This window comes from Pantoea sp. 22096 (assembly GCF_052045955.1).
GTDB lineage: Bacteria > Pseudomonadota > Gammaproteobacteria > Enterobacterales > Enterobacteriaceae > Pantoea > Pantoea alfalfae.
Genome location: NZ_JBQEPW010000001.1, coordinates 517,437 through 540,044, shown reverse-complemented (window position 1 = coordinate 540,044; position 22,608 = coordinate 517,437). Strand labels below are relative to the sequence as shown.

General features: G+C 56.2%; 19 protein-coding genes. 6 read left to right on the top strand and 13 right to left on the bottom strand.

What is annotated here, in order from left to right:
* Positions 1-20: 20 nt before the first annotated feature.
* From ACTJKZ_RS02335 to ACTJKZ_RS02315, 5 genes are all read right to left on the bottom strand, one after another.
* The gene (locus tag ACTJKZ_RS02335) at positions 21-728 is read right to left on the bottom strand and encodes an ABC transporter permease (protein ID WP_440829161.1); all 708 of its coding nucleotides are present in this window, start codon (positions 726-728) and stop codon (positions 21-23) included.
* Positions 725-1,375 (bottom strand): ABC transporter permease, encoded by a 651-nt coding sequence (locus ACTJKZ_RS02330; RefSeq protein ID WP_440829160.1) that lies wholly within the window; start codon positions 1,373-1,375, stop codon positions 725-727. The genes ACTJKZ_RS02335 and ACTJKZ_RS02330 overlap by 4 nt, the downstream gene beginning before the upstream one ends.
* A 4-nt stretch (positions 1,376-1,379) precedes the next feature.
* Positions 1,380-2,474, bottom strand: a complete 1,095-nt coding sequence (locus ACTJKZ_RS02325; protein ID WP_440829159.1) for an ABC transporter ATP-binding protein — start codon at positions 2,472-2,474, stop codon at positions 1,380-1,382.
* Between the two features lie 970 nt (positions 2,475-3,444).
* On the bottom strand, positions 3,445-5,664 hold the full coding sequence (katG, locus tag ACTJKZ_RS02320) for a catalase/peroxidase HPI (RefSeq protein ID WP_440829158.1): 2,220 nt from the start codon (positions 5,662-5,664) through the stop codon (positions 3,445-3,447).
* Positions 5,665-6,108: 444 nt separating this feature from the next.
* The gene (locus ACTJKZ_RS02315; RefSeq protein WP_440829157.1) at positions 6,109-7,131 is read right to left on the bottom strand and encodes an LLM class flavin-dependent oxidoreductase; all 1,023 of its coding nucleotides are present in this window, start codon (positions 7,129-7,131) and stop codon (positions 6,109-6,111) included.
* A gap of 208 nt (positions 7,132-7,339) precedes the next feature.
* On the opposite strand from ACTJKZ_RS02315, the gene ACTJKZ_RS02310 reads away from it, so the two are divergent.
* From ACTJKZ_RS02310 to ACTJKZ_RS02295, 4 genes are all read left to right on the top strand, one after another.
* Positions 7,340-8,302 carry a fatty acid desaturase gene (locus ACTJKZ_RS02310; RefSeq protein ID WP_440829156.1) on the top strand — a complete coding sequence of 321 codons (963 nt, stop codon included), beginning with the start codon at positions 7,340-7,342 and terminating at the stop codon, positions 8,300-8,302.
* Positions 8,295-9,068 carry a phosphate/phosphite/phosphonate ABC transporter substrate-binding protein gene (locus tag ACTJKZ_RS02305; RefSeq protein WP_440829155.1) on the top strand — a complete coding sequence of 258 codons (774 nt, stop codon included), beginning with the start codon at positions 8,295-8,297 and terminating at the stop codon, positions 9,066-9,068. The genes ACTJKZ_RS02310 and ACTJKZ_RS02305 overlap by 8 nt, the downstream gene beginning before the upstream one ends.
* A 180-nt stretch (positions 9,069-9,248) precedes the next feature.
* Positions 9,249-10,163, top strand: coding sequence for a ketopantoate reductase family protein (locus tag ACTJKZ_RS02300; RefSeq protein ID WP_440829154.1), 915 nt, complete (start codon positions 9,249-9,251; stop codon positions 10,161-10,163).
* A 126-nt stretch (positions 10,164-10,289) separates the two neighbouring features.
* On the top strand, positions 10,290-11,351 hold the full coding sequence (locus tag ACTJKZ_RS02295) for a LacI family DNA-binding transcriptional regulator (RefSeq protein WP_440829153.1): 1,062 nt from the start codon (positions 10,290-10,292) through the stop codon (positions 11,349-11,351).
* A gap of 88 nt (positions 11,352-11,439) precedes the next feature.
* Here ACTJKZ_RS02295 and tmaR read toward each other — a convergent pair whose 3' ends face one another.
* From tmaR to dacD, 3 genes are all read right to left on the bottom strand, one after another.
* Complete coding sequence (gene tmaR, locus ACTJKZ_RS02290; protein ID WP_004571340.1) at positions 11,440-11,766, bottom strand: PTS system regulator TmaR; 327 nt, start codon at positions 11,764-11,766, stop codon at positions 11,440-11,442.
* 160 nt (positions 11,767-11,926) lie between these two features.
* The gene (locus tag ACTJKZ_RS02285; protein ID WP_161734409.1) at positions 11,927-12,985 is read right to left on the bottom strand and encodes an FUSC family protein; all 1,059 of its coding nucleotides are present in this window, start codon (positions 12,983-12,985) and stop codon (positions 11,927-11,929) included.
* A gap of 258 nt (positions 12,986-13,243) precedes the next feature.
* On the bottom strand, positions 13,244-14,407 hold the full coding sequence (gene dacD, locus ACTJKZ_RS02280; protein ID WP_202604973.1) for a serine-type D-Ala-D-Ala carboxypeptidase DacD: 1,164 nt from the start codon (positions 14,405-14,407) through the stop codon (positions 13,244-13,246).
* Between the two features lie 569 nt (positions 14,408-14,976).
* Here dacD and sbcB point away from each other — a divergent pair.
* The gene (gene sbcB / locus ACTJKZ_RS02275; RefSeq protein WP_161734413.1) at positions 14,977-16,404 is read left to right on the top strand and encodes an exodeoxyribonuclease I; all 1,428 of its coding nucleotides are present in this window, start codon (positions 14,977-14,979) and stop codon (positions 16,402-16,404) included.
* A gap of 60 nt (positions 16,405-16,464) precedes the next feature.
* Here the strand turns inward: sbcB and ACTJKZ_RS02270 are convergent, their stop codons facing one another.
* The 5 genes from ACTJKZ_RS02270 to ltnD form a co-directional block, all read right to left on the bottom strand.
* On the bottom strand, positions 16,465-17,820 hold the full coding sequence (locus tag ACTJKZ_RS02270; RefSeq protein WP_440829152.1) for a GntP family transporter: 1,356 nt from the start codon (positions 17,818-17,820) through the stop codon (positions 16,465-16,467).
* 124 nt (positions 17,821-17,944) lie between these two features.
* Positions 17,945-18,730 (bottom strand): HPr family phosphocarrier protein, encoded by a 786-nt coding sequence (locus ACTJKZ_RS02265; RefSeq protein WP_440829151.1) that lies wholly within the window; start codon positions 18,728-18,730, stop codon positions 17,945-17,947.
* Positions 18,730-19,374 (bottom strand): 3-oxo-tetronate 4-phosphate decarboxylase, encoded by a 645-nt coding sequence (otnC, locus tag ACTJKZ_RS02260; protein ID WP_440829150.1) that lies wholly within the window; start codon positions 19,372-19,374, stop codon positions 18,730-18,732. Before otnC ends, ACTJKZ_RS02265 begins: the two co-directional genes overlap by 1 nt.
* Complete coding sequence (gene otnK, locus ACTJKZ_RS02255; RefSeq protein ID WP_440829149.1) at positions 19,367-20,629, bottom strand: 3-oxo-tetronate kinase; 1,263 nt, start codon at positions 20,627-20,629, stop codon at positions 19,367-19,369. Before otnK ends, otnC begins: the two co-directional genes overlap by 8 nt.
* Entirely contained in the window at positions 20,629-21,534 is a 906-nt protein-coding gene (gene ltnD / locus ACTJKZ_RS02250) for an L-threonate dehydrogenase (RefSeq protein ID WP_440829148.1), read from the bottom strand. Before ltnD ends, otnK begins: the two co-directional genes overlap by 1 nt.
* A gap of 268 nt (positions 21,535-21,802) precedes the next feature.
* Here ltnD and ygbI point away from each other — a divergent pair, with 268 nt between their 5' ends.
* On the top strand, positions 21,803-22,564 hold the full coding sequence (gene ygbI / locus ACTJKZ_RS02245; protein ID WP_161734424.1) for a DNA-binding transcriptional repressor YgbI: 762 nt from the start codon (positions 21,803-21,805) through the stop codon (positions 22,562-22,564).
* Positions 22,565-22,608 lie beyond the last annotated feature (44 nt).

Sequence of the window (22,608 nt, the reverse complement as noted above, 5' to 3'; positions counted from 1 at the left end):
GAAATGAGTGAGTCGTTAATTCAGTTATTCGATAAAGGAATGGTTTTTTTACGGCGACGCTCACGCTGCCGTAATCCTGGTGAAACAATGAAACGAATTAAAAAAGAGAAAAACACATCAACCAGTAACGCTAATATCCCCACCATAAAAGCACCCGCAACCATTTGCGGATAATCGTTCTGCGCACGGCCATCAATAATCAGCCGCCCTAACCCCCCAAGCGAAACATACGCAGCAATCGTAGCCGTAGATACAATTTGCAACGCAGAACTGCGGACACCGGATAATATCAGCGCCATCGCACAAGGTATTTCTACCGTCAGCAGTAATTTCAGCGGTGAATATCCCATGCCGATTGCGGCATCAATAATCGCCGGATTAATCGCCCTGATGCCGGAATACACCCCCATCATGATGGGTGGTAATGCCAGAATAATCAGCACGATCAGACAAGGCACAATAAAAGCCAGGTCTGATTCAAATACCGGCCCGAACAGAATTACCAGTAAAATGATCAATCCGAATGAAGGCAATGCGCGCATGGCATTGGCGCTGCCGATGAGTAACATCGCGCCTTTGCCGGTATGACCGACATAACAGCCAATCGGGAAAGCAATAATCACTGCAATAAACAACGCTTCAAAGCTGTAAATCAGATGCTGAAATATCAGCACCAGTAAGCCGTCATCGTTGAACCAGTGACCGGGATCCAGCAACCAGTTAATCATTTCGCGTTCCTTTTCGGTTGCCAGGTGGTCATTTTATTGCCGGTGCGCAGCACCAGATTATCCAGCAGCAGCGCCAGCACAATGCACAGGAAAATACCGGCAATAATTGGCGTCAGAAAATGTAGCTGGAAACCCTGGGTGAATAATGCCCCCAACTGCGGCATGCCGACCAGTGCTGATATCGACACAATACTGACGTTCGATACCACCACCACCCGCATACCTGCGGCGATCACCGGCACAGCCAGCGGTAATTCCACGCTCAGGAAACGCTGCAATGGCCGGTAGCCCATGGCGACAGCGGCCTGATGGGTTTCAGGTGGAACAGAATCCAGCCCGTCGCATACGGTACGGATCAGCAGCGCAAACGCATAAAGTGTCAGGGCCACCACGACATTCACGGTATCCAGAATTTTCGTGCCCAGCAGACCGGGTAATAAAACGAACAATGCCAGGGAAGGAACGGTATAGAGCAATCCTAATACATTGAGAATGCCGTCTTTAAATTTTCCACAGCGGTGCAAAATACCCCCGACCGGAATAGCCAGTGCCAGCCCGATTAATACCGGAATAACAGACAGGTAAACATGCCAGCCGAGCAGCGTTACTATATTTTCCCGCTGCTGAAATAACCAGTCAAAACGCATGGCATTACCTCACAGCACGGGAATGAGAAAGTGAAAACACCTGTTCGATATTTGCCGTACCTATAAAGCGCTGCTGCTCATCAACCACGATACCGCGCTGACAGGGAGAACTTAACACCGAATCCATTAACTGACGCAGCGTGCCATTTTTCGGCGCAAATGTGCTGCCGAGATTAATATCCTTAGGGTCCACGGTGGTTTTATTTTGTGTCACGTCATACCAGCCGAGCGGACATTCATTTTCAACCACCAGTAACCAGGCACTTTCTCCGGCAAGGGATCGGGCTTCGCTGACAGAAATACCCGGTGAGATCACAGGTTCTTTCGTCAGACTGATATTATCAGGAATCATATCGAACGAAAGTTTACGGTATCCGCGATCACGGCCAATAAAGTCAGCGACAAATGCATCCTCCGGTTCATTAAGTAATTTCACCGGCGACGCGATTTGCGCCAGACGACCACCGGGGCGGAAAACCGCAACCTGGTCGCCTAATTTCATCGCCTCATCAATATCGTGCGTGACCATAATAATCGTCTTGCCGATCTCACGTTGTAATCTTAAAAACTCATCCTGTAACTGTTCGCGCACCACCGGATCGACGGCGCTGAAAGGTTCGTCCATCAGCATAAATTCCGGGTCCGATGCCAGCGCACGCGCCACGCCGACCCTTTGTTGCTGACCACCGGACAACTGCCACGGATAGCGCTCCGCCATCATCAGCGAAAGCCCAACCATTTCAAGCAATTCGAGGGCTTTTTTACGCGCTGCCGTGCGTGTCGCACCGTTGAGCAGTGCCGTGACAGCAATGTTATCCTGTACGGTTTTGTGCGGAAACAACCCGGCGTTCTGGATCACATAGCCTATTTTGCGTCGCAGTTTAACCAGATCCATCCCTGCGGTCGGCTCTCCGTTCAGCAAAATATTACCCGTAGATGGCTCGGTTAACCGGTTGATCATGCGCAGTGAAGTGGTTTTGCCGCAACCCGAAGGCCCGACCAGCATAGTAATTTGTCCCGTCGGCGCACTGAACGACAGTCTGTCTACAGCCACCGTACCATCTGCGTAAAATTTGCTTATGCTCTCAAATGAAATCATTTCGTTTCCAGCCACATTACGGAGTGTTTTTCATAAGGCGCCTGCGTGTCATTAATTTGCAGACCTGACATGTACTGACTTGTATGTACAACCTAGCAAACAGGATGCCAACTTCTCTGTGCGGTTGAAAAGCCACGGATTGCGGCAGATAGGAGGTACCGGGGGGGCAGAAAGTGAACGGAACATGCAGTTATTTGCACCAGAGACAACCCCACTGCCCCATTGCGGTGCGGAATGTTTTACTTTCTGACTACAGGCTGTTTACGACTTTCGCTCTGATAACTGACTGACTGACCGACTGAATGTGATATTCAGAAGTCAACCGGAGGTTGTTTTTTCCAACAATGTGGCAGAAACAGTTGCTACCCATGACATCTAAACAACAGCGTCTCCCTTTCCGGCCAGACCTGGTTCAGGTATTGGCTCAAAACCGATATTACCCCGCGATTTGTCCGTCAAGTATCTCATCAACTATGCTCAGGCTTTTTCTCCCTTTTAAACATGAAGCGCTCATCTCCCTAATCAATGCGTTTTTTTGTGCATGCACAGACGATTCTCAGCCATCAGCCGATATTCTTCCTGAGTCAGGTTATTCTGGGATGCATAAGGTTGCTCCCCATCGCTTTCATGGCCGGTGAAAAGGTAGACAAGAGGCTATTCGGACACCCAGTGCATAAAAGCCGTTTGCACCGCCAGCATCACCTGCGAGAGCACGGCATATATTGTCGTTGTTACACTCGGTGAGCAGTGATGACGGTGAAACAGAATAAGTCATTTTTTGTTTCCGGGGAGGCAAAGATTTGGGCTAAATCTGACGAAAAAATTGCGGCGCGGCTTCCATACGCAGACGACAGGACCAGTAACCAGAAGAAATCTGGCAAAAAAAACTGCACCTTAATCAGTCGGATCACCGACTTTTAGGGTGCAGTTGAATATTAGCGAATGACAGCTTTTACATAATCAACAGCAATCAGATATCAAACCGATCCAGATTCATCACTTTTGTCCAGGCGGCGACAAAGTCTTTGACGAATTTTTCACGGGCATCGCTGCTGGCATAGACTTCTGCCGAGGCGCGTAACACCGCGTTGGAACCAAACACCAGATCGGCGCGGGTAGCGGTGAAACGTGTTTCACCACTGACGCGATCGCGTCCGATGAATTTCTCATTGCTGCCATCAGTCGCTTTCCACTCGGTACGCATATCCAGCAGATTCACGAAGAAGTCCGTGTTCAGCGATCCCACATTGTGCGTGAAGATACCGTGCTGGCTGCCATCGAAGTTAGTGCCAAGCGCACGCATCCCGCCCACCAGCACCGTCAACTCTGGCACGGTCAGGGTCAGCTGCTGTGCCTTGTCGATCAGCAGGCTTTCGGTGGTGGTTTTGCCGAAGCCGGTGCCGAAGTTACGGAAACCATCCGCACGCGGTTTAAGCAGATCGAATGACTCGATGTCGGTCTGATCCTGACGCGCATCGACACGGCCCGGGGTAAAGGGCACGTCGATCGAGACGCCAGCCGCTTTCGCCGCCTGCTCAACACCAACCACACCCGCCAGAACGATGACATCCGCCAGTGAAGCCTTGTGGGCTTCGCGCTGAATCGCTTCCAGCGCAGGCAGAACACGTGCTGCGACGGCATTGACGTCCCACTCACGCTGCGGCAGCAACGCCAGTCGGGCACCGTTGGCACCACCGCGCTTGTCGCCACCACGGAACGTCGATGCCGAAGCCCAGGCAACGGAAACCAGCTCGCTGACGCTGAGGCCGGATGCGGCAATCTTCTCTTTCAGCTGGGCGATATCGGCCACGGTTGGGTGATAAACCGGTGCAGGCAGCGGATCCTGCCAGATCAGATCTTCCTGTGGCACTTCAGGTCCGATGTAGCGCGCTTTTGGCCCCATATCACGGTGGGTCAGCTTAAACCACGCACGGGCAAAGGCTTCGTTGAACGCCTGCGGATCGTTGTGGAAACGACGCGAAATTTTTTCAAACTCCGGGTCAAAACGCAGCGTCAGGTCAGTGACCAGCATGGTCGGTTTGTGTTTCTTAGTAGAATCAAACGCATCCGGGATGATATCTGGCGCATCAGCCGCTACAAACTGGATGGCTCCCGCGGGGCTGCGCGTCTGAACCCACTCATATTTGAACAGGTTCTCGAAGAAGTAGTTGCTCCACTGGGTCGGTGTCTGCGACCAGATCACTTCCAGGCCAGAGGTAATCGCATCTGCGCCGACGCCCGTACCGTGGCTGTTGACCCAGCCCAGACCCTGCGCTTCAATCGGTGCGGTTTCCGGATCGACGCCCACGTGGCTGGCCGGTGCGGCACCGTGGGTTTTACCCAGGGTATGGCCACCGGCAATCAGTGCCACGATCTCTTCGTCGTTCATGCCCATGTTGCCAAAGGTGGCGCGAATCGCCGGGGCCGCAGAGGCAGGATCGCCGCTGTGTTCCGGACCTTCCGGGTTGACGTAGATCAGACCCATTTCGGTGGCACCCAGAGGCGACTGTGCCAGGGATTCCGGGTGACGGTGTTCCAGCCAGGCGGCTTCTTCGCCCCAGTTCACATCCATATCCGGTTCCCAGACATCTTCACGTCCGGCACCAAAGCCGAAGGTACGGAAGCCGGAGTTTTCCAGCGCAACGTTACCCGCCAGGATGTAGAGGTCAGCCCAGGAGATTTTCTGGCCATATTTCTGTTTAATCGGCCACAGCAGGCGGCGCGCTTTATCCAGACTGACGTTGTCCGGCCAGGAGTTTAAGGGGGCGAAACGTTGCTGACCACGGCCTGAACCACCGCGTCCGTCTACGGAGCGATAGGTTCCGGCGCTGTGCCAGGCCATGCGAATAAACAGTCCGATATAGCTGCCCCAGTCAGCGGGCCACCAGGCCTGTGACTCGGTGAGCAGCCCTTTAATGTCAGCTTTCAGCGCAGAGTAATCTAATCTGGCAAATTCTTTACGGTAGTCGAAGGATGCATCAAGCGGATTCGAACGGGATGAGTGCTGGTTCAGCAGGTCAACGCGGAGCTGGTTAGGCCACCAGTCACGGTTAGTTGTTCCGCCACCCGGCGCCTGATTTGGCTGCGCTGGCTTGCCTGCATGAAAAGGGCATTTGCTTTCAGGCGCTTCGCGATCGGCTTCAACAATAGGCTTTGCATCTTTTGCATCTTCATCAATGGAATTGCTCATGGTCACACCTCTTTTTGTATTTTCATCGCTACTCTATAGAGGATTTTCAGGAACTCACACCTGTCTCATCCTATAAGATTGATAGCTTATCCCTTTGAATAAGGTTTATTTCAACAGCTTCCAGCAATGGCGCAACGGATGTTACTACCCGGAATCATCAACGAAGCGGCACCGACCTGCATCAGACTATTCCGACACAACCGGTTGCACAACCGTCTTATTCAATGCTGGCAGAACAACGGCCTGACCAGATTTAGCCGCGTTCGCTGGCTAAACCGGTGTAGTTGCAGGAATGGACGGAACTGATGCGAAACAGAAATGGCAGAAATACGAGAAGAGAAAATGATTAAATAGCGTTAACGATTGCAGAGATGAATGGCAGGTAATACAGGTTTATGAAGAAACAACAGAGCGCCCGGCTTGCGCGGGCGCTCGGGTAGTGACTTAACGCCAGCCGAGTTCCGGGGCGACGTACTTCAGAATCGCCTCAATCACATGGGCGTTGTAGGCGACACCAAGCTGATTAGGCACGGTCAACAGCAGCGTGTCCGCTTCGGCAATCGCCTCATCCTGCGCCAGCTGCTTAATCAATACTTCTGGCTCTGCGGCATAGCTGCGGCCAAAGATGGCGCGTGTTTTCTCATCCAGGAAACCAACGGAATCCTGATCGTTACCGCTGCGGCCAAAGTAGGCGCGGTCCATATCATTTACCAGCGCAAAGATGCTGCGACTGACGGAAACGCGTGGCGCACGCTGATGCCCCGCCGCTTTCCAGGCCTCGCGGTAGGCGCGGATCTGTTTCGCCTGCTGAATGTGGAACGGCTCGCCGGTTTCATCATCTTTCAGGGTTGAACTTTGCAGGTTCATGCCCATTTTTGCTGCCCATTCTGCGGTGGCATTGGAACCGGAGCCCCACCAGATGCGATCACGCAGCCCTTCCGAAAGCGGCTCTGGTCGCAGCAGGCCCGGCGGGTTCGGGAACATTGGCTGTGGATTCGGCTTTGCAAACCCTTCGCCGCGCAGCACGTCCAGGAACTCTTCGGTGTGACGACGGCCCATATCCGCATCGCTTTCACCCGCTTTCGGTTCAAAACCAAAGTAGCGCCAGCCATCGATCACCTGCTCAGGTGAACCGCGGCTCAGGCCCAGCTGCAGACGCCCGTTGGAGATGAGGTCTGCCGCGCTGGCATCTTCCACCATGTAAAGCGGGTTTTCGTAACGCATGTCAATAACACCGGTACCGATCTCAATTTTGCGGGTCCGCGCTGCCACGGCAGCCAGCAGCGGAAACGGCGAGCTGAGCTGACGGGCAAAATGGTGGACACGGAAGTAAGCGCCATCTGCGCCCAGCTCCTCAGCAGCGACCGCTAAGTCGATCGATTGCAGTAACACATCCTGCGCGGTGCGGGTGGCGGACTGCGACGAAGGCGTCCAGTGACCAAAGGATAAGAAGCCGATATTTTTCATCTGTATTTCTCCTGACAGGCGGTAAGCGCCTGTGGGCTATAGGCGATTTTTGATAAGGAAAGGTTACGCCCTCCACGCGGCGACTGATAGTGAATATCTTTAAGCGCCATATTCAGGAATTTCGACATAGCTAAGCAGATTATCCACTTTGCCTTTGCCCGCGCTTTCTTTCACTCTCCAGACTCCCGCTTCTGCTGTCAGGTGAACGATGCACAACGGTTATCTCTCTTTACAGCAGCGCGTCTGGCTGAAACAGCGCGCGCGCAGCTGGCTCTGGCGCAGCGAACTGCCAACCTGGCTGCTGATGGCCGTGATTTACGGTGGCTGGTTCCCGGTGATGCTGAACTGGCAGACGCTGGGACGACTGCCCGCTACCCTGCTGCTGATCGTTTTCACCACCTGGTATATGTCACTGCAGCATGAGCTGATCCACGGTCATCCCACACGCTGGCCGCGGGTGAATCAGCTGTTCGGCACCCTGCCGCTGGCGGTCTGGTATCCCTATGGTCTGTATCGCGACTCTCATCTGGCCCATCATCGCAATCACACCCTGACCGAGCCAGATGAGGACCCGGAAACCTACTATTTCTCCGCTGCACGCTGGGCGCAGTTGCCGCGCTGGCAGCAGCGGCTGATTCATCTGCGCAACACGTTTCCGGGACGGTTGCTGCTCGGCCCGCTACTGGATATCGGGTCAGCTGTTGGCGGGATGTGGCAGGCATTGCGCCGTGGCGATCGCTCTGCGACAGGCATGTGGCTGCTGCATGGCGCGCTGCTGGCTCTGCTGTTTTACTGGATGGCGGAGCTCGGGTTTTCGCCGCTGTGGTATCTGCTGGCGGTAAGTTATCCGGCGCTGGCGCTGACAAAGGTACGGTCCTTTTACGAGCATCGTGCAGCGGACGATCCGCTGGCACGTTCGGTGAATAATGAAGCGGCCTGGCCCTGGCGCATACTGTTTCTGAATCTGAACTACCATTCAGTGCATCACGATCTGCCTGGCGTTCCCTGGTATGGCCTGCGCCCGCTCTATCTTCGCGACCGCGAGCATTACTATCAGCGCAACCACGGTTTTCGGGTGGCGGGCTACCGGGTCTGGCTGCGTCAGTTCTGGGCCAGACCGGTTAGCGTCAATGCCCATCCGGGCCGCTCAGGGGAGAAAACCCATGAATAATCTGCTCGCTTTGCCCATGTATGCGCTCCATCCGCCTGCCACGCGGGCATTGATGCAGGCTGTGGTTACGCTGCTGGCGCAGCATGACACTGAGGCGCAGCCGGTCTGGCCTGACGATCTACTGGCCCACTGGCGGGATGCGCGGTTGCTGCTGAGCCAGACCTGCGGCTATCCGCTGGTCAGTCAGTTACCGGCGGTTCAGCTGGTTGGCACCTTTCACTATCAGGCACCGGGCTGTAGCGGGCGCCATTATCGCAGCTGGCTGGTAGCGCGAAATAAACAGGCGACGCTGGCCGATTTCAACGGTCAGCGGGCCGTGGCTAACAGCCCGGACTCGCACTCCGGCTATAACGCGCTGCGGTTTGTGGCGGCGCTCCAGGGCGTGACGTTTTCACAGCTACTGCTAAGTGGCGGACACCGTCAGTCGCTGGCGGCGCTGCGTGATTCACAGGCAGATATTGCGGCCGTCGACTGCGTCAGCTGGGCGCTGCTGGCGCGCTATGCGCCGGATGAACTGCGCGGCCTGCATATCATCGGTGAGACGCCCGCCGCACCCGGATTGCCGCTGATCACGGCCGCCTCAACGTCAGCCGCCCGGCTGGAGACGTTGCGTACAGCGCTGCATCAGCTGGTAAACGATCCCGCCTTTCGCAGCGTCTGCGACGACAATCTCATCAGTGGATTCAGCCCGGTGCAGCGAGACGATTATCAGGACGTGCTGGCGTGGGAACAGCAGGCTGCCGAGCTGGGCGTCACCCGGCTTTAACGCCGCACGCTAATTCGCCCTGCTGACCGGGAAAATCTGATTTTTCTGCATTCTCGCCTCACTGCTCATGCTTTCCCTGCCTGTTTTTTCACGCACCCCGAAACGCTACGCCGGAGGCTAACGCTGGTAAGCACGCTCGCGGCGTTCTAAGGTAAAGGTTTTCAGCAAAGGGAGAGTGGAATGCGGATTCTGATGGCAGGCGCCGGCGCGACCGGTGGATACTTTGGTGCACGACTGGCTCAGGCAGGTCAGGACGTGACTTTTCTGGTGCGTGAACGCCGTTATCAGCAGCTGCAAAACAACGGGCTGGTGCTGCAGACGCCGCAGGGTACCGAAACGTTACAGCCGCAGCTGACGCAGGTCAGCACCCTGACGGGCCACTATGATCTGATTATTGTGACGGTGAAGAGCTTTGCCCTTGAACAGATGATGGAGGACATTGCACCTGCGGTCGGCCCGGACACGCTGATTATGCCGATTCTTAACGGAATGCGGCACATCGCGACGCTGCAACAGCGCTTCGGCGAAGATAAGGTGATTGGCGGCCTGTGCAAGATCAACGCTACGCTGGGCGAACAGGGCGAAATCATCCAGATGACACCGCTGCATCAGATCTTTTACGGCGCGCTGGACGGCAATAATGATGAACGGCTGCAACGGGTTGATGCCGCGCTGCGCGACTGTCAGGTTGATACCCTGTTCAGCGATAACATCATGGATGAGCTGTGGGAGAAGTGGCTGCTGCTCAGCACGCTCGGCGCGGTCTGCTGCCTGGCACGCGGCGATACCCGGCAGATCCTCACCTCGCGCGGCGGCGAAGCGCTGCTACAGGGGATCTTTACGGAGATTCTGTCCGTCATTACTGCCGAAGGCTATCAGCCGCGCCCGGCGGTGACGGCCCGCATTTTTGAGCTGTTAAACAATCCCGCGACCCCGATGACCTCCTCAATGTACCGCGATCTCACTCAAGGTTATGATATTGAAGCCGATCAGATCATCGGTGACCTGCTGCTGCGGGCGAAACGAAACGGGCTTGCCACGCCACTGCTTAACGCGGTGGATGTGAACCTGCAGGTCTATCTGCAGCAGCGTTAACAACCGGCAACGTCCGCGGGTCGGGTGCCGCCATTTTCCCCCGCTGGCATGGTGGTGAACAGGTGGCCGGCAGCAGCACAGCATGAAAATTTGTTACACTCGTCGCTTCATCTTTTGGAGAGTTCAATGACTTCCCGCTCCGTGACCCTTGATGATGTCGCTCAACTGGCCGGCGTCTCATATCAAACCGTTTCACGTGTTTTAAATCGTTCTGAACAGGTTTCAGCCCGCACGCGGGAAAGGGTTGAGGCGGCGATGCAACAGCTCAATTATGTGCCCAATCGGGTGGCGCAGCAGCTGGCGGGCAAGGCGACGCGCACGTTAGGTCTCGCGACCAGCGACCTGGCCCTGATGGCACCGGCGCAGATCGCCTCGGCGATTCAGCAGCGTGCTGCGCGGGCGGGTTATCATCTGGTGATTGCGATGGACAGCGGCCACGATGCGGCCGCCACCGTGAATGAACTGCTGGCTCAGCGGGTCGATGGGCTGCTGATTAACCTGCCGCTGGATGCCGATGAAGCGCAGCAGATCCAGCTGCTGTGCGGCGGCAAGCCGGTGCTGTTTCTGGATGTCGAACCGCAGGCGGCGGTGGCGCAGTGTCAGTATCCCAATGAGTCCGGCGCACGTGCCGCCGTTGAACATCTGGTGGCGCTGGGGCATCGTCAGATTGGCCTGTTAAACGGGCCGCTGCGCTCGGTGTCAGCCCGTCAGCGCGAAAACGCATGGCGTCAGGCGCTGGCCGATCATCAGCTAACGCCGCATTGCGCGCTGCGTGGTGACTGGAGCGCGCAGTCGGGTTATCAGGCGCTGCTGACGCAGTTGCCCGATGACCTGCCGCAGGCGCTGCTGGTCGCCAACGATCAGATGGCGCTGGGTGCAATGCGGGCGCTGCATCAGTATGGCGTCGCCATTCCTGCCGGGATCTCCGTGATTGGTTATGACGATACCGCCGAGAGCGCGTGGTATCAGCCGCCGCTGACCACGGTGCGGCAGGATTTACACTATCTTGGCGCACAAAGTGTTGAGCGAATGCTGGCGCGGCTTCAGGGTGAAGAGGCACCAGCCAACGCGCTGAAAACCACGCTGGTAATTCGTGAGACCACCGCCCCGCCCGCGGATAAGCGGGTCGATGTAGTGGCGCTCTCTCGTCAGCTACAGGAGATTGCCCGCAGGCTGGCGGGTAAATAATTCTGCGCTGAGACAGATAATAAAAAACCCGCACCACCGGAGTGAATGCGGGTTCACAGGGAACACAGAACGCATAAGCGCTCTGTTCTTAGGCTTTCGGGTGTTCGCCCACGCCCATCGCTTTGATTTTTTTCGACAGCTCGCGACGCTCTTTAGACAGGTCGGCGTTTTTGATGATGTACTCATCCACGCGGTCTTCATAATCCACACGCATGCTGGCGATGATTTCCTGAATGGCCTCAACGCTCATGCCGGGTTTGATATATTCGCTCAGGTTGTCGAGCAGCAGTACGCGCTTCTGGTTATCGCGGATTTTCTTCTCATTATCGACAATTTCACGCTGCAGTTTGTTTTTGCGGCGGAACATACGCACGAACTCCAGTACGTCCTGAAATGACTGCTTGGCATTTTCCATGATGGCACCTTTCTTTAAGCCTGCTGACGCAGGGAGAGAGTCAAAACGATCAGCTTAGCGGCTAGCCCGCCAGGTAAGCAATTTTCACAGCTAAATTCAGACTGGCTCTTATCTTAGCGCAAAGAAACCCGGTTTCACATTAAGTCCTTGTCTGAGGTGATTATTTGCGCAGCGCCATCCGCATCAGATCGGTCATCCGCTCCAGCTGTTTCGCCAGTTCCAGCGTCAGCCAGACGTAGCCGTAGATTGGCGTCTCTTCCAGCCCGTCGCTGCCCGCTTCGGCGATCAGTCTGCGCAGTTCGCCACTGATTTCGGTCAACTCATGGCTGTTGGCAATCACCTCTTCTGTTTCACCCTCAATCGCCATCACCGACAGCGCCCGTAGCGTATTCTCGGTCATCTGCTGCGTGCGGCGGAGTGCAGGCGCGTTAAGCATAATCAGGTGGCTCTCACGCGAGGCCCACCAGGCATTAATCTGCATCTCAATGGTGTAAACCATATTACGGTTTATGGTCTGAATCGCTTCAAGCACCGACTTCGGAATGCGCGTCTCTTTGCTCGACGGCTCCAGCAGCGCCCGCATTTTGATCACGCTGGTCAGCAATTTGCCCAGCGGCTTATTGAGACGCGGCTTTTCAACCAGGTTAGGCGAGAAGCCGGCGTGATAGATTTTTGCCATGCCCGCCAGCGTGTCGGAGAGCTGAATGCGCCAGTGTGTGTAGGCGCGCTGCGCCCAGATAGCGGTAAACAGCAGCGCCATCAGCGATCCCAGAATGACATCACCACCGCGCCACAGTGCCACGGTGAAATCGCCGGTTGGCGCACCCACCACCACGCTCAGCGTAATCCCGATCAGCAGCGCCATGTAGGGATGTTTGCCCAGCGTCAGGTAGCCGCTGATCACCATGATGATGCCGCACCAGGCCAGCATCACCGGCATGGAAATAAGCTCCAGCTTCAGGGCAATCAGCCCGGAAATCGAGCCCGCCACCGTGCCGCAGATGCGCTGCAGGGCGCGTGGAAAGACATTTCCCCAGGTGGAAATCGGCCCCATCACCACCACCAGCGTGATCAGCGGCCAGGTGCCTTCCGGAATACCGGTTGCCCGGACAAAAATAAAGCAGAGCAAAAAGGCGATGGCAATGCGCACGCCGTGGACGTATCGGTAATGGCGATAAAACCAGAACTCCAGTTTCGAGATGGGCTTGTCAGGACGCAAAGTGATTTTCCGGTTACGGGAACATGATGGGGCTATCTTAACCCTGAACGCGGCCTGGACTTAGCGCGGGCCGGATATTTCAAAACAGTTTTGACGTTCGCTTACAATTATCAACATCCGCCTCACATACCTGACCGGAAGTCATGAACAACTTAATACGGCTTTTTAACCTTTATCAGGTATCGGTAACAGGCTCAGGGTATAAATGTGAAAACGGGCAGCCCGCAGGCTACCCGTTTCTGTACTGCCCGGCGACAATCAGAACTTCTGTTTAAGATAGTCCGTCAGGCGAGTAATCACGCCTGCTGGCTCGACCGCACTCAGTGCCACCAGCGGATAGTGAGCAATCTGCTGATCTTTATCCATCACCTGAATCTCGCCGATCACTTCATTGGCTTTCAGCGGTGCTTCCAGATCTTTACGATCGATGACGTATTTCGCCTTCACGTTCTGCACTTCACTGCGCGGCAGAGACAGATAAACATCTTCTGCCGTTCCCACCTCTACCTGATGCGGATTGCCGTACCAGACATTTTCGCTGCCAATCTTCTTACCCGCATGGAACAGCTGAACGGTATCGAAGGTGTTCTGGCCCCAGACCAGCAGTTTACGCGCCTGCTCTTCGCGGCCTTTCGAACTTTTCCCCCCCATGACGACAGCGATCAGGCGATGTTTGCCCACCACATTTGACGCGATGATATTAAAGCCCGCGGTTTCAGTGTGACCGGTTTTCAGCCCATCAACGTGGAGATTATTATCCCATAGCAGACCATTACGGTTGTTTTGGGTAATGCCATTCCAGGTCAGGGTCTTTTCACTGTACATGGCATAAAAATCAGGCTCGCCATCGATGATGGCGCGTGACAGCTTCGCCATATCCAGCGCGCTGGAGTACTGACCTGGCGCATCCAGACCATGAACCGTTTCAAAATGCGTATTCTGCAGGCCGAGCTTCTCAACATAATGATTCATCATACCGACGAAGTTCGCTTCGCTGCCCGCCACGTAATCCGCCAGCGCAACGCAGGCGTCATTGCCGGAGTCGATGATCACGCCGCGGCTTAAATCCCGGACGCTCAGCTTATCACCTGGCTTCAGGAACATCAGGGAGGACCCTTTAAACACCGGATTCCCTGCACCCCAGGCATCTTTTCCAACCGTGACCATGTCGTCCCGGCTGATTTTCTTCTGGTCGATAGCGCGATCGACCACGTAGCCGGTCATCAGTTTGGTCAGGCTGGCGGGATTGCGGCGTTCATCGGGATTGCCCGCGGTCAGCACCTGCCCGGTAGTGGCATCCATCAATACCCAGGAAGCCGCATCAATCGCCGGAGGCGTCACAGGAAAGGGAATCGCATCAGCCTGTGCCAGCGAGGCCCAAAAAACAGTAGCGGTAACGGTGAACAACAGACGCCTTTTCAACACTTCATCCTTAATTGCACGGGAGAGAAAATTTCTAAAAACGAAACGGAAACAGCCGCACGTTGTACGGCAAAAGCGTTGTGAAGGTTTGAATAAATTGAAAAAAAGTATGAACCGGGCGCCAGGCGGGTGCGCGTCTGACGAAGTAACGCGGTTCGCCCGCCAGGGCAGAACAGAGGAAGCGCAGGCGTCATTTCATACGCTGCGCTGAGAGCGGCATACATAGGCTGCGAAAATGCGTAGCGGATTCCGCTTTTGAGATGAAAATGGCGTCCGCTGATACAGGCTCGCACGCCTGCTGCAGTGATTGCAGAGGTCTGACGGTTGAAGAGAAGCATCAGGCCGACTGAACCCTTAACTTCAGACGTACCGGAATATGGTTTACCATATGGGAGAGCGTCAGACGATCCCCTGATCCGCTATAATAGCTCTGTGGCAGAACGCACAGTCAGCGCGCACCAGACGCAACGATTACCCTCCTCTGTGGCGCAAAAATTCAGAGCGGACAGAGAGCGGTCTTTACGCTTTCTGTTCTCTACGCCAGTAAACGCAATGAACGGATATGAAATTTGAATAACGACCGCGTACAGCCCACTTTTCTGTTTCACGATTATGAGACCTTCGGTACCAGCCCCTCTCGTGACCGGCCCGCCCAGTTTGCCGGCCTGCGCACCGACAGTGAGTTTAATCCGGTCGGCGAGCCTGAAGTGTTCTACTGCCGTCCGCCTGATGACTATCTGCCACAGCCCGAAGCGGTAATGATTACCGGCATCACCCCGCAGATAGCGATGAGCCGCGGCGTCATCGAAGCAGAGTTTGCTGAACGCATTCATAAGCTGTTCACCACCGAACAAACCTGCGTGGTGGGCTACAACAACGTACGTTTCGATGATGAAGTGACGCGTAATATCTTCTATCGCAACTTTTATGACCCTTATGGCTGGGCCTGGCAAAACGGCAACTCACGCTGGGACCTGCTCGACGTGATGCGTGCCTGCTATGCGCTGCGGCCTGACGGGATCAACTGGCCGGAAAATGAAGAAGGCTTTCCCAGCTTCCGGCTGGAGCATCTGACCAAAGCCAACGGCGTGGCCCATGAAAATGCGCACGATGCAATGTCCGATGTTTACGCCACGCTGGCGATGGCAAAGCTGGTAAAAGAGAAGCAGCCGAAACTGTTTGAGTTTTTGTTTACCCATCGCAACAAAAACAAGCTGATGAACCTGATCGACATCCCGCAGATGAAACCGCTGGTCCATGTCTCTGGCATGTTCGGCGCCGCGCGCGGCAACACCAGCTGGATCGTGCCGCTGGCCTGGCATCCCGATAACCGGAATGCGCTGATCGTGGTGGATCTGGCAGGCGATATGTCACCGCTGCTGCAACTGGATGCTGACACGCTGCGTGAACGTCTTTACACGCCGAAAAACGACCTCGGCGATCTGCCTGCGGTACCGGTTAAACTGGTGCATATCAACAAGTGTCCGGTGCTGGCACCTGCCAGTACGCTGCGTCCGGAAGATGCGGCCCGTCTGGGTATTGATCGTCAGCACTGTCTGACGAATCTGGCGCTGTTGCGTCAGCAGCCTGACGTGCGGGAAAAACTGGTTACGCTGTTTGCCGAAGCCGAGCCGTTTACACCGTCAGAGGATGTGGACACGCAGCTCTACGATGGATTCTTCAGCGATGCCGATCGCGCCGGGATGAACATTATTCGTCAGACCGCGCCGGCCAATCTGCCTGCACTTGACCTGAGCTTTGAGAGTGCGCGGGTGGCGAAACTGCTGTTCCGCTATCGGGCGCGTAATTTCCCCGGCACGCTGGATGATGCCGAGCAACAGCGCTGGCTGGAGCATCGCCGTGACGTGCTGAACGGTGATCGGGTGCAGGCGTTTATGCAGGAACTGGAAGGACTGGCTAATCTGCATGAAGCTGATGCAGAAAAGGTTGGGCAGCTCAAAGCGCTCTATCTTTATGCGCAGGAGCTGGTTTCCTGAACCCATGAGAAAGCCTGACCCGGCATCCCCTGCCGGGTCAGGCTTTCCTGTCTTGCTCAATCAGAGCACCATCCACGCCAGCCAGGTCAGCACAAAACCGCTTAATCCCATTATCGTCGTCAGCACTGTCCAGGTGCGTAAACCGTCGGCCACGGAAAGTCCGAGATAACGGGTGACCACCCAGAAGCCCGCATCATTGACATGTGAAAGCCCCAGGCCGCCAAAACAGGCTGCCAGGGTAACCAGTACCCGTTGCATATCCGTCACGCCGGTTACCGCCTGCGTCAGCAGTCCGCTGGTGGTCAGAATGGCTACCGTGGCGGAACCCTGTGACGCCCTCAGCGCCAGTGACAGGATAAACGCAGCAGGCACCAGCGGCAGATGCAGCGTTTCCAGCGTCACCGCCAGCGCTTTGCCGACCCCTGATTCCACCAGGACTTTGCCAAATGCCCCACCCGCACCGGCCACCAGAATCACACTGGCGGAGGTGGGAATTGCCCGGCCGGTCAGATCTTCCAGCTTGTCTTTGCTCCAGCCACGACGGACGCCCAGCAGCCAGGCCGCCAGTCCTAAGGCAATCAGCAGGGCAATCGGCGGCGTGCCAATCACAGTCATGACGTTACGCAGCAGACTGCCTTCAGCCAGCAGGGTGTGGGACAGCGTTCCCAGCACGATCAATACAATCGGGACCACAATCAGACCGCTGATGGTCAGCGCGCCCGGTGGGGCAGGTTCATGCTTCTTTTCCTGCCCCTCTGGCTTCGCCATCTGCAACTGCTCCAGCACCTCGACCGACAGATGATAATGGCGACGGTTCATCACTTTCGCCACGTAGTAGCCAATGATCCCGACCGGCACGGAAATCGCGATACCCAGCATCATCAGCCAGCCCATGTCCGTGTGCAGGATCCCGGCGGCGGCCGCGGCCCCCGGATGGGTTGGCAGCGCCACGTGCACCGTCAGCATGACGCCCGCCATCGGCAGGCCAAACTTCAGCGGTGAGACACGCGCTACCTTAGTGAAGCCATAAATCAGCGGGATGACGATGATAAAGCCCACTTCGAAAAACACCGGAATACCCAGGATAAAAGCCGCCATGGTTAAAGCGGCGACGGTCCGCTTCAGACCCAGCGTTTTACTGAAGCGTTGCGCCAGCGATTCAGCGCCCCCTGAGGCTTCAATAATTGCCCCGAGCATAGCACCCAGCACGATGATGATGGTGATATGACCGAGCAACCCGCCCATTCCGGTGATAATCGTCTCCATGATTTTCTCAGCCGGAATGCCGGTCGCGATAGCCACCAGCAGGCTGACAATCAGCAGGGCGACAAACGGATGAATTTTGGCTTTGATGACCAGCAGCAGCAGGATCACGATGCTGGCGGTCGCTATGGCTAACAGCAGTGCGGTGGACATAGTAAACCTCAGAAATTGTTATATTTTTTGGGTTATCGGCGTACAGGGTCAGCAGGTGCAGGGCCAGATAAAGGGCGAGCCTGACCCAACCGGTGCTGAAACACCGGTTTAAGAGCACGTTAAATCAGGCTTTTAATTTCCAGGGAGCAAACCAGCCCAGGCCCGCGTTGGTGTCACCACGCGGGATATATTCGCAGCCGACCCAGCCGGAATAGCCAACCTCATCCAGTAGTGAGAAGAGCCAGGGATAGTTAACTTCCCCCTCATCCGGCTCATGGCGATCCGGCGCTGACGCAATCTGTACGTGCCGATAACGTCCCGCATAGTGTCGAATCAGATGACTGAGGTTGCCGTCTACCCGCTGTGCATGAAACAGGTCGAGCTGAGTGAACACGTTCGGCCGGTCGATCTGTTCAACCATCTCCAGCGTCTGATACTGACTGGCGTAGAGATAGTTGGGCTTGGTTACAGGGTTAAGCGCTTCTATCAGCAGGTTGATGCCGTGCGGCGCAAAGCGCTCAGCCGCATAGCGCATGTTGCTGATAAAGGTCTCAACGTAACGCTGACGATCGGCACCGGGCGGCACCGTCGCCGCCATGATGTGAACCTGCGGGCAGTTCAGTGCCAGCGCATAACTCAGGGCACGGTCGATATCCGCCTTTGCTTCCGCTTCCCGTCCGGGGATGGCGGAAACACCCCACTCACCCGCGGCGACATTGCCCGGCGCGGTATTGAACAGCACCAGTTGCAGCAGGTTTACATCGAGCCACTGTTTTATCTGCGTGGCGGGATAGTCATAAGGAAACAGAAATTCGACCGCCGTGAAACCGGCTTTCGCCGCTGCAGCAAAGCGTTCAGAAAAGGGATATTCTGTAAACTGCGTCGAGAGGTTAGCAGCAAACTTCGGCATTATCGGCTCCTGAGTTCTGCCACTTCGGCATCGCTGAGATAACGGATCGGGCGGTCGCCCAGGGTAAAGATCAGACGAGCAGTCTCTTCCAGCTCTTCGGTGTTGTCTGCCGCTTCCTGTAAGGATTTCCCCACCACCACCGGGCCGTGATTCGCCAGCAGGAAGGCGCGGTAGCGCGGCGCCAGCGCCGCCAGATCTTCGGCCAGACGCCCATCGCCCGGCTTGTAGTAAGGCACAACAGGCACATCACCGACGCGCATTACCACATAGGGGGTAAACGGACGGATGCAGTTGTCCGTATCCAGCCCCTGTAAACAGGAGAGCGCCGTCAGGTAGTGGCTATGCAAATGCACCACTGCGCGGCAGTCGGGGTTATTCAGGTAGAGCGCGCGGTGAAACGCAATCTCTTTGGAGGGTTTATCGCCGGAGAGCCATTCCCCCTCCGGCGTCACTTTCGACAGCCGGTCACCCTGTAATTCCCCGAGGCAGGAGCCGGTAGGGGTCGCCAGCAGATTGCCATCCGCCAGCAACATTGAGAGGTTGCCCGCTGAGCCGGTGGCATAGCCGCGCTGAAAGAACGAGGCACCGAGACGTACCATTTCGCCACGCGCCTGCTGCTCCGCTAAAAGTAAAGATTCAGACATCGGTAAACTCCGTTTGCGCGCGGCGGAAGAAATCTTCGTCGCCAAAATTGCCCGATTTCAGAGCCAGGGAGAGCGGCTGATGAATGTCGCGCACCCAGGGCACGCCGGGCGAGATGGTCGGGCCGATGTGAAAGGCAGTTACGCCCAGGCTCTGCGCCACCACGCCGGAGGTTTCCCCTCCCGCCACAATAAAACGTTGCCAGCCACGCTGTTTCAGCTCACGGGTGACGGCGGCGAACAGCTGCTCAACGGCTTCGCTGCTGCGCTGCGCACCATAGCGCTGCTGAATCACCTGCAGTTGCTGCGCGTCAGCGGTGGCAAAAAGCAGCGGGGCCATCGTCTGATGGCTGTTGGCTTCCACCCAGTCGCACAGCTGCCGGGCATACCCTTCTGCATCTTCCAGACAATGCTCAATCTCTACTTCGCAGGCCGGTGCCAGCTTGCGGTACGCGGCAACCTGACGATTGGTCATCTGCGAACAGGAACCGGAGAGCACTACAGCGCGATCGCCGTGCGGACGGCCTGCCCGCTCCGCCTCTGCATCCGTCCCGGCCGTCGTCCACTGTCGTGCCAGACCGATAGCCAGCCCGGAACCGCCGGTCACCAGCCGCCTGTCACTGAGTGCTTCACCCAGGGTCAACAGATGCCCCTGATGCAGGGTGTCAGTAACGACGTAGCTGATGCCCTGCTCCGCCAGCTGGTCCAGCGCCTGACGTACTGACTCCGCGCCCTGATCGATCTGTGCTGCGGCGATTAGCCCGGCTTTGCCGGTTGCCTGCGAGGTCATCAGACGCATCAGGTTGCTGTCCTGCATCGGTGTAACCGGATGGTGCCGCATGCCGGAATCGGACAGCAGTTGATCGCCGACAAACAGATAGCCCTGATAGACGGTGCGCCCGTTCACCGGCAATGCCGGGCAGATGACCGTCTGCGTCTCACCAAGCGCATTCAGCAGCGCATCGGTCACCGGACCGATATTGCCCTGCGCGGTACTGTCGAAGGTGGAGCAATATTTGAAGTAGAAGCGCTCGCAGCCCTGCTTTTGCAGCCACGCCAGCGCGGCCAGCGACTGCGAAACCGCCTGATCTGCCGGGCAGGAACGGCTTTTCAGGCTGATCACAATCGCCTGCGCCTCTGTCATCTCTTCGCTGGCGGGAATGCCGTTGAACTGAATGGTCGTCAGGCCGTTCTGCACCAGAAAACTGGCGATATCCGTTGCGCCGGTAAAATCGTCCGCTATAACACCAAGACGCATCAGCTGCTCTCCCCTGCCTGCGGCAGCGTGATGCCGCTGAAGATCTTAATCACCGCACTGTCATCTTCCCGGCCATAACCGGCGTTGCTGGCTTCGGTAAACATGTTGAGGGCGGTCGAGGCCAGCGGCAGCGGGAAGTGCAGTGACTTCGCGGTATCGGCCACCAGGTTGAGATCTTTCACAAAGATATCGACGGCTGATTTCGGGCTGTAGTCGCCGTCTACCACATGCTTCATACGGTTCTCGAACATCCACGAGTTACCCGCAGCATTGGTGACCACTTCATACATGGTTTCCAGCGGAATACCGGCTCGCGCCGCCAGCGCCATCGCTTCTGCACCCACCGCGATGTGAACGCCCGCCAGCAGCTGATGGATAATTTTGACGGTTGACCCGAGGCCAATTTCCTTGCCCACGCGATAGACTTTGGCGGCGACCGCATCCAGCACCGGCTGCAGTTGTGCAAAGACTGCATCACTGCCGGATGCCATTACCGTCATTTCACCGCTGGCCGCTTTGGCCGCGCCGCCCGACACCGGGGCATCCAGCATCAGCAACTGATGTTCAGCCAGCCGCTGTTCAATCAGCTGTGCATCCTGCGCTGAGAGTGTGGATGAGACCATCACCACCGTGCCCGGACGCAGTTTTGCGGCCAGGCCCTCTTCACCGAACAGGATGGCCTTAACCTGCTTTGCATTGACCACCAGCAGCAAAACGGCATCGAGCTGGTCTGCAAAGGCAGAGGCGGAAGTCTGCGCATCACGTGCGCCGGCCTGACGTAAGCTCTCCAGGGCTGCAGAATTCAAATCGACCCCCCAGGTGTTGAGTCCGGCGCGCAGACAGGACTTTGCCGCACCCATACCCATGGAACCTAACCCGATAACGCAGATGTTTTCAGCTGGCACGTTACGCCTCCACTGTTAAATTAAGTGATTATTTGTTTGTTACTGTTAATCCTGCCAGCTTCCGGTCGGTAAAAATGTGCCACTCCTCACAAAAAAAACATCCATCATGTGAACGTGAACAATTTTTAACATCGCGCATTTTACTGTCTGCACCTTGTATCAGCCCGGTAACTCCCGTTCTCCGCCCTGTATCAGCTGTTATTTTTTGTTCTGGTTGACTGGGAGATACTTTATAATGTGAAAAAATGGTAATTGTCAGGGAGCAGATATGATTCCGGTTGAACGTCATCAACAGATTCTGGCACTGGTGGCCGATCGTGGCGTGGTGAGCATTGCTGAGTTAACTGAGCGGCTTGGCGTGTCACACATGACCATCCGCCGGGATGTGCAGAAACTGGAGGAACAAGGTGCTGTGCTGTCGGTTTCCGGCGGCGTGCGTTCTGCCGATCGACTGGCAGCTGAACCGTCACATCTGACGAAAAGCACCCTGTACAACGATGAAAAGCGCGCTATTGGCCGCACTGCTGCCCGTCACATTCCCCGTAACAGCTGCATCTATCTGGATGCCGGGACCACGACGTTAGCACTGGCACAGGAAGTGGTTGATCGTGATGATTTACTGGTGGTGACCAATGATTTCATGGTGGCGAATCTGCTGATGGAGGCGAGTCAGTGCCGGGTGATCCACACGGGCGGCACCGTATGCCGGGAGAACCGCTCCTGCGTCGGCGAGTCGGCAGCACGCAGCCTGCGCAATCTGGCGATTGATATCGCCTTTATCTCCGCCTCCTGCTGGGGACCACGTGGCTTGTTTACACCGGATGAAGATAAAGTGATGGTGAAGCAGGCAGTAAGCGAAGTAAGCAGCAAACGGGTTTTACTGAGTGACAGTTCGAAGTACAACAGAATAGCGACGTTTCTGGCGTTACCGCTGGAGAGGTTTGATCAGGTGGTGACGGACAACAAACTGAGTGATGCGGGGCGGGATCTGTTAAGTGCGGGCAACCTGGAACTGGTGCTGGCCGGTTAACAGTTGCCGCCTTCCCGATAAAGCCCGGAAGGCGGCAACGTGAG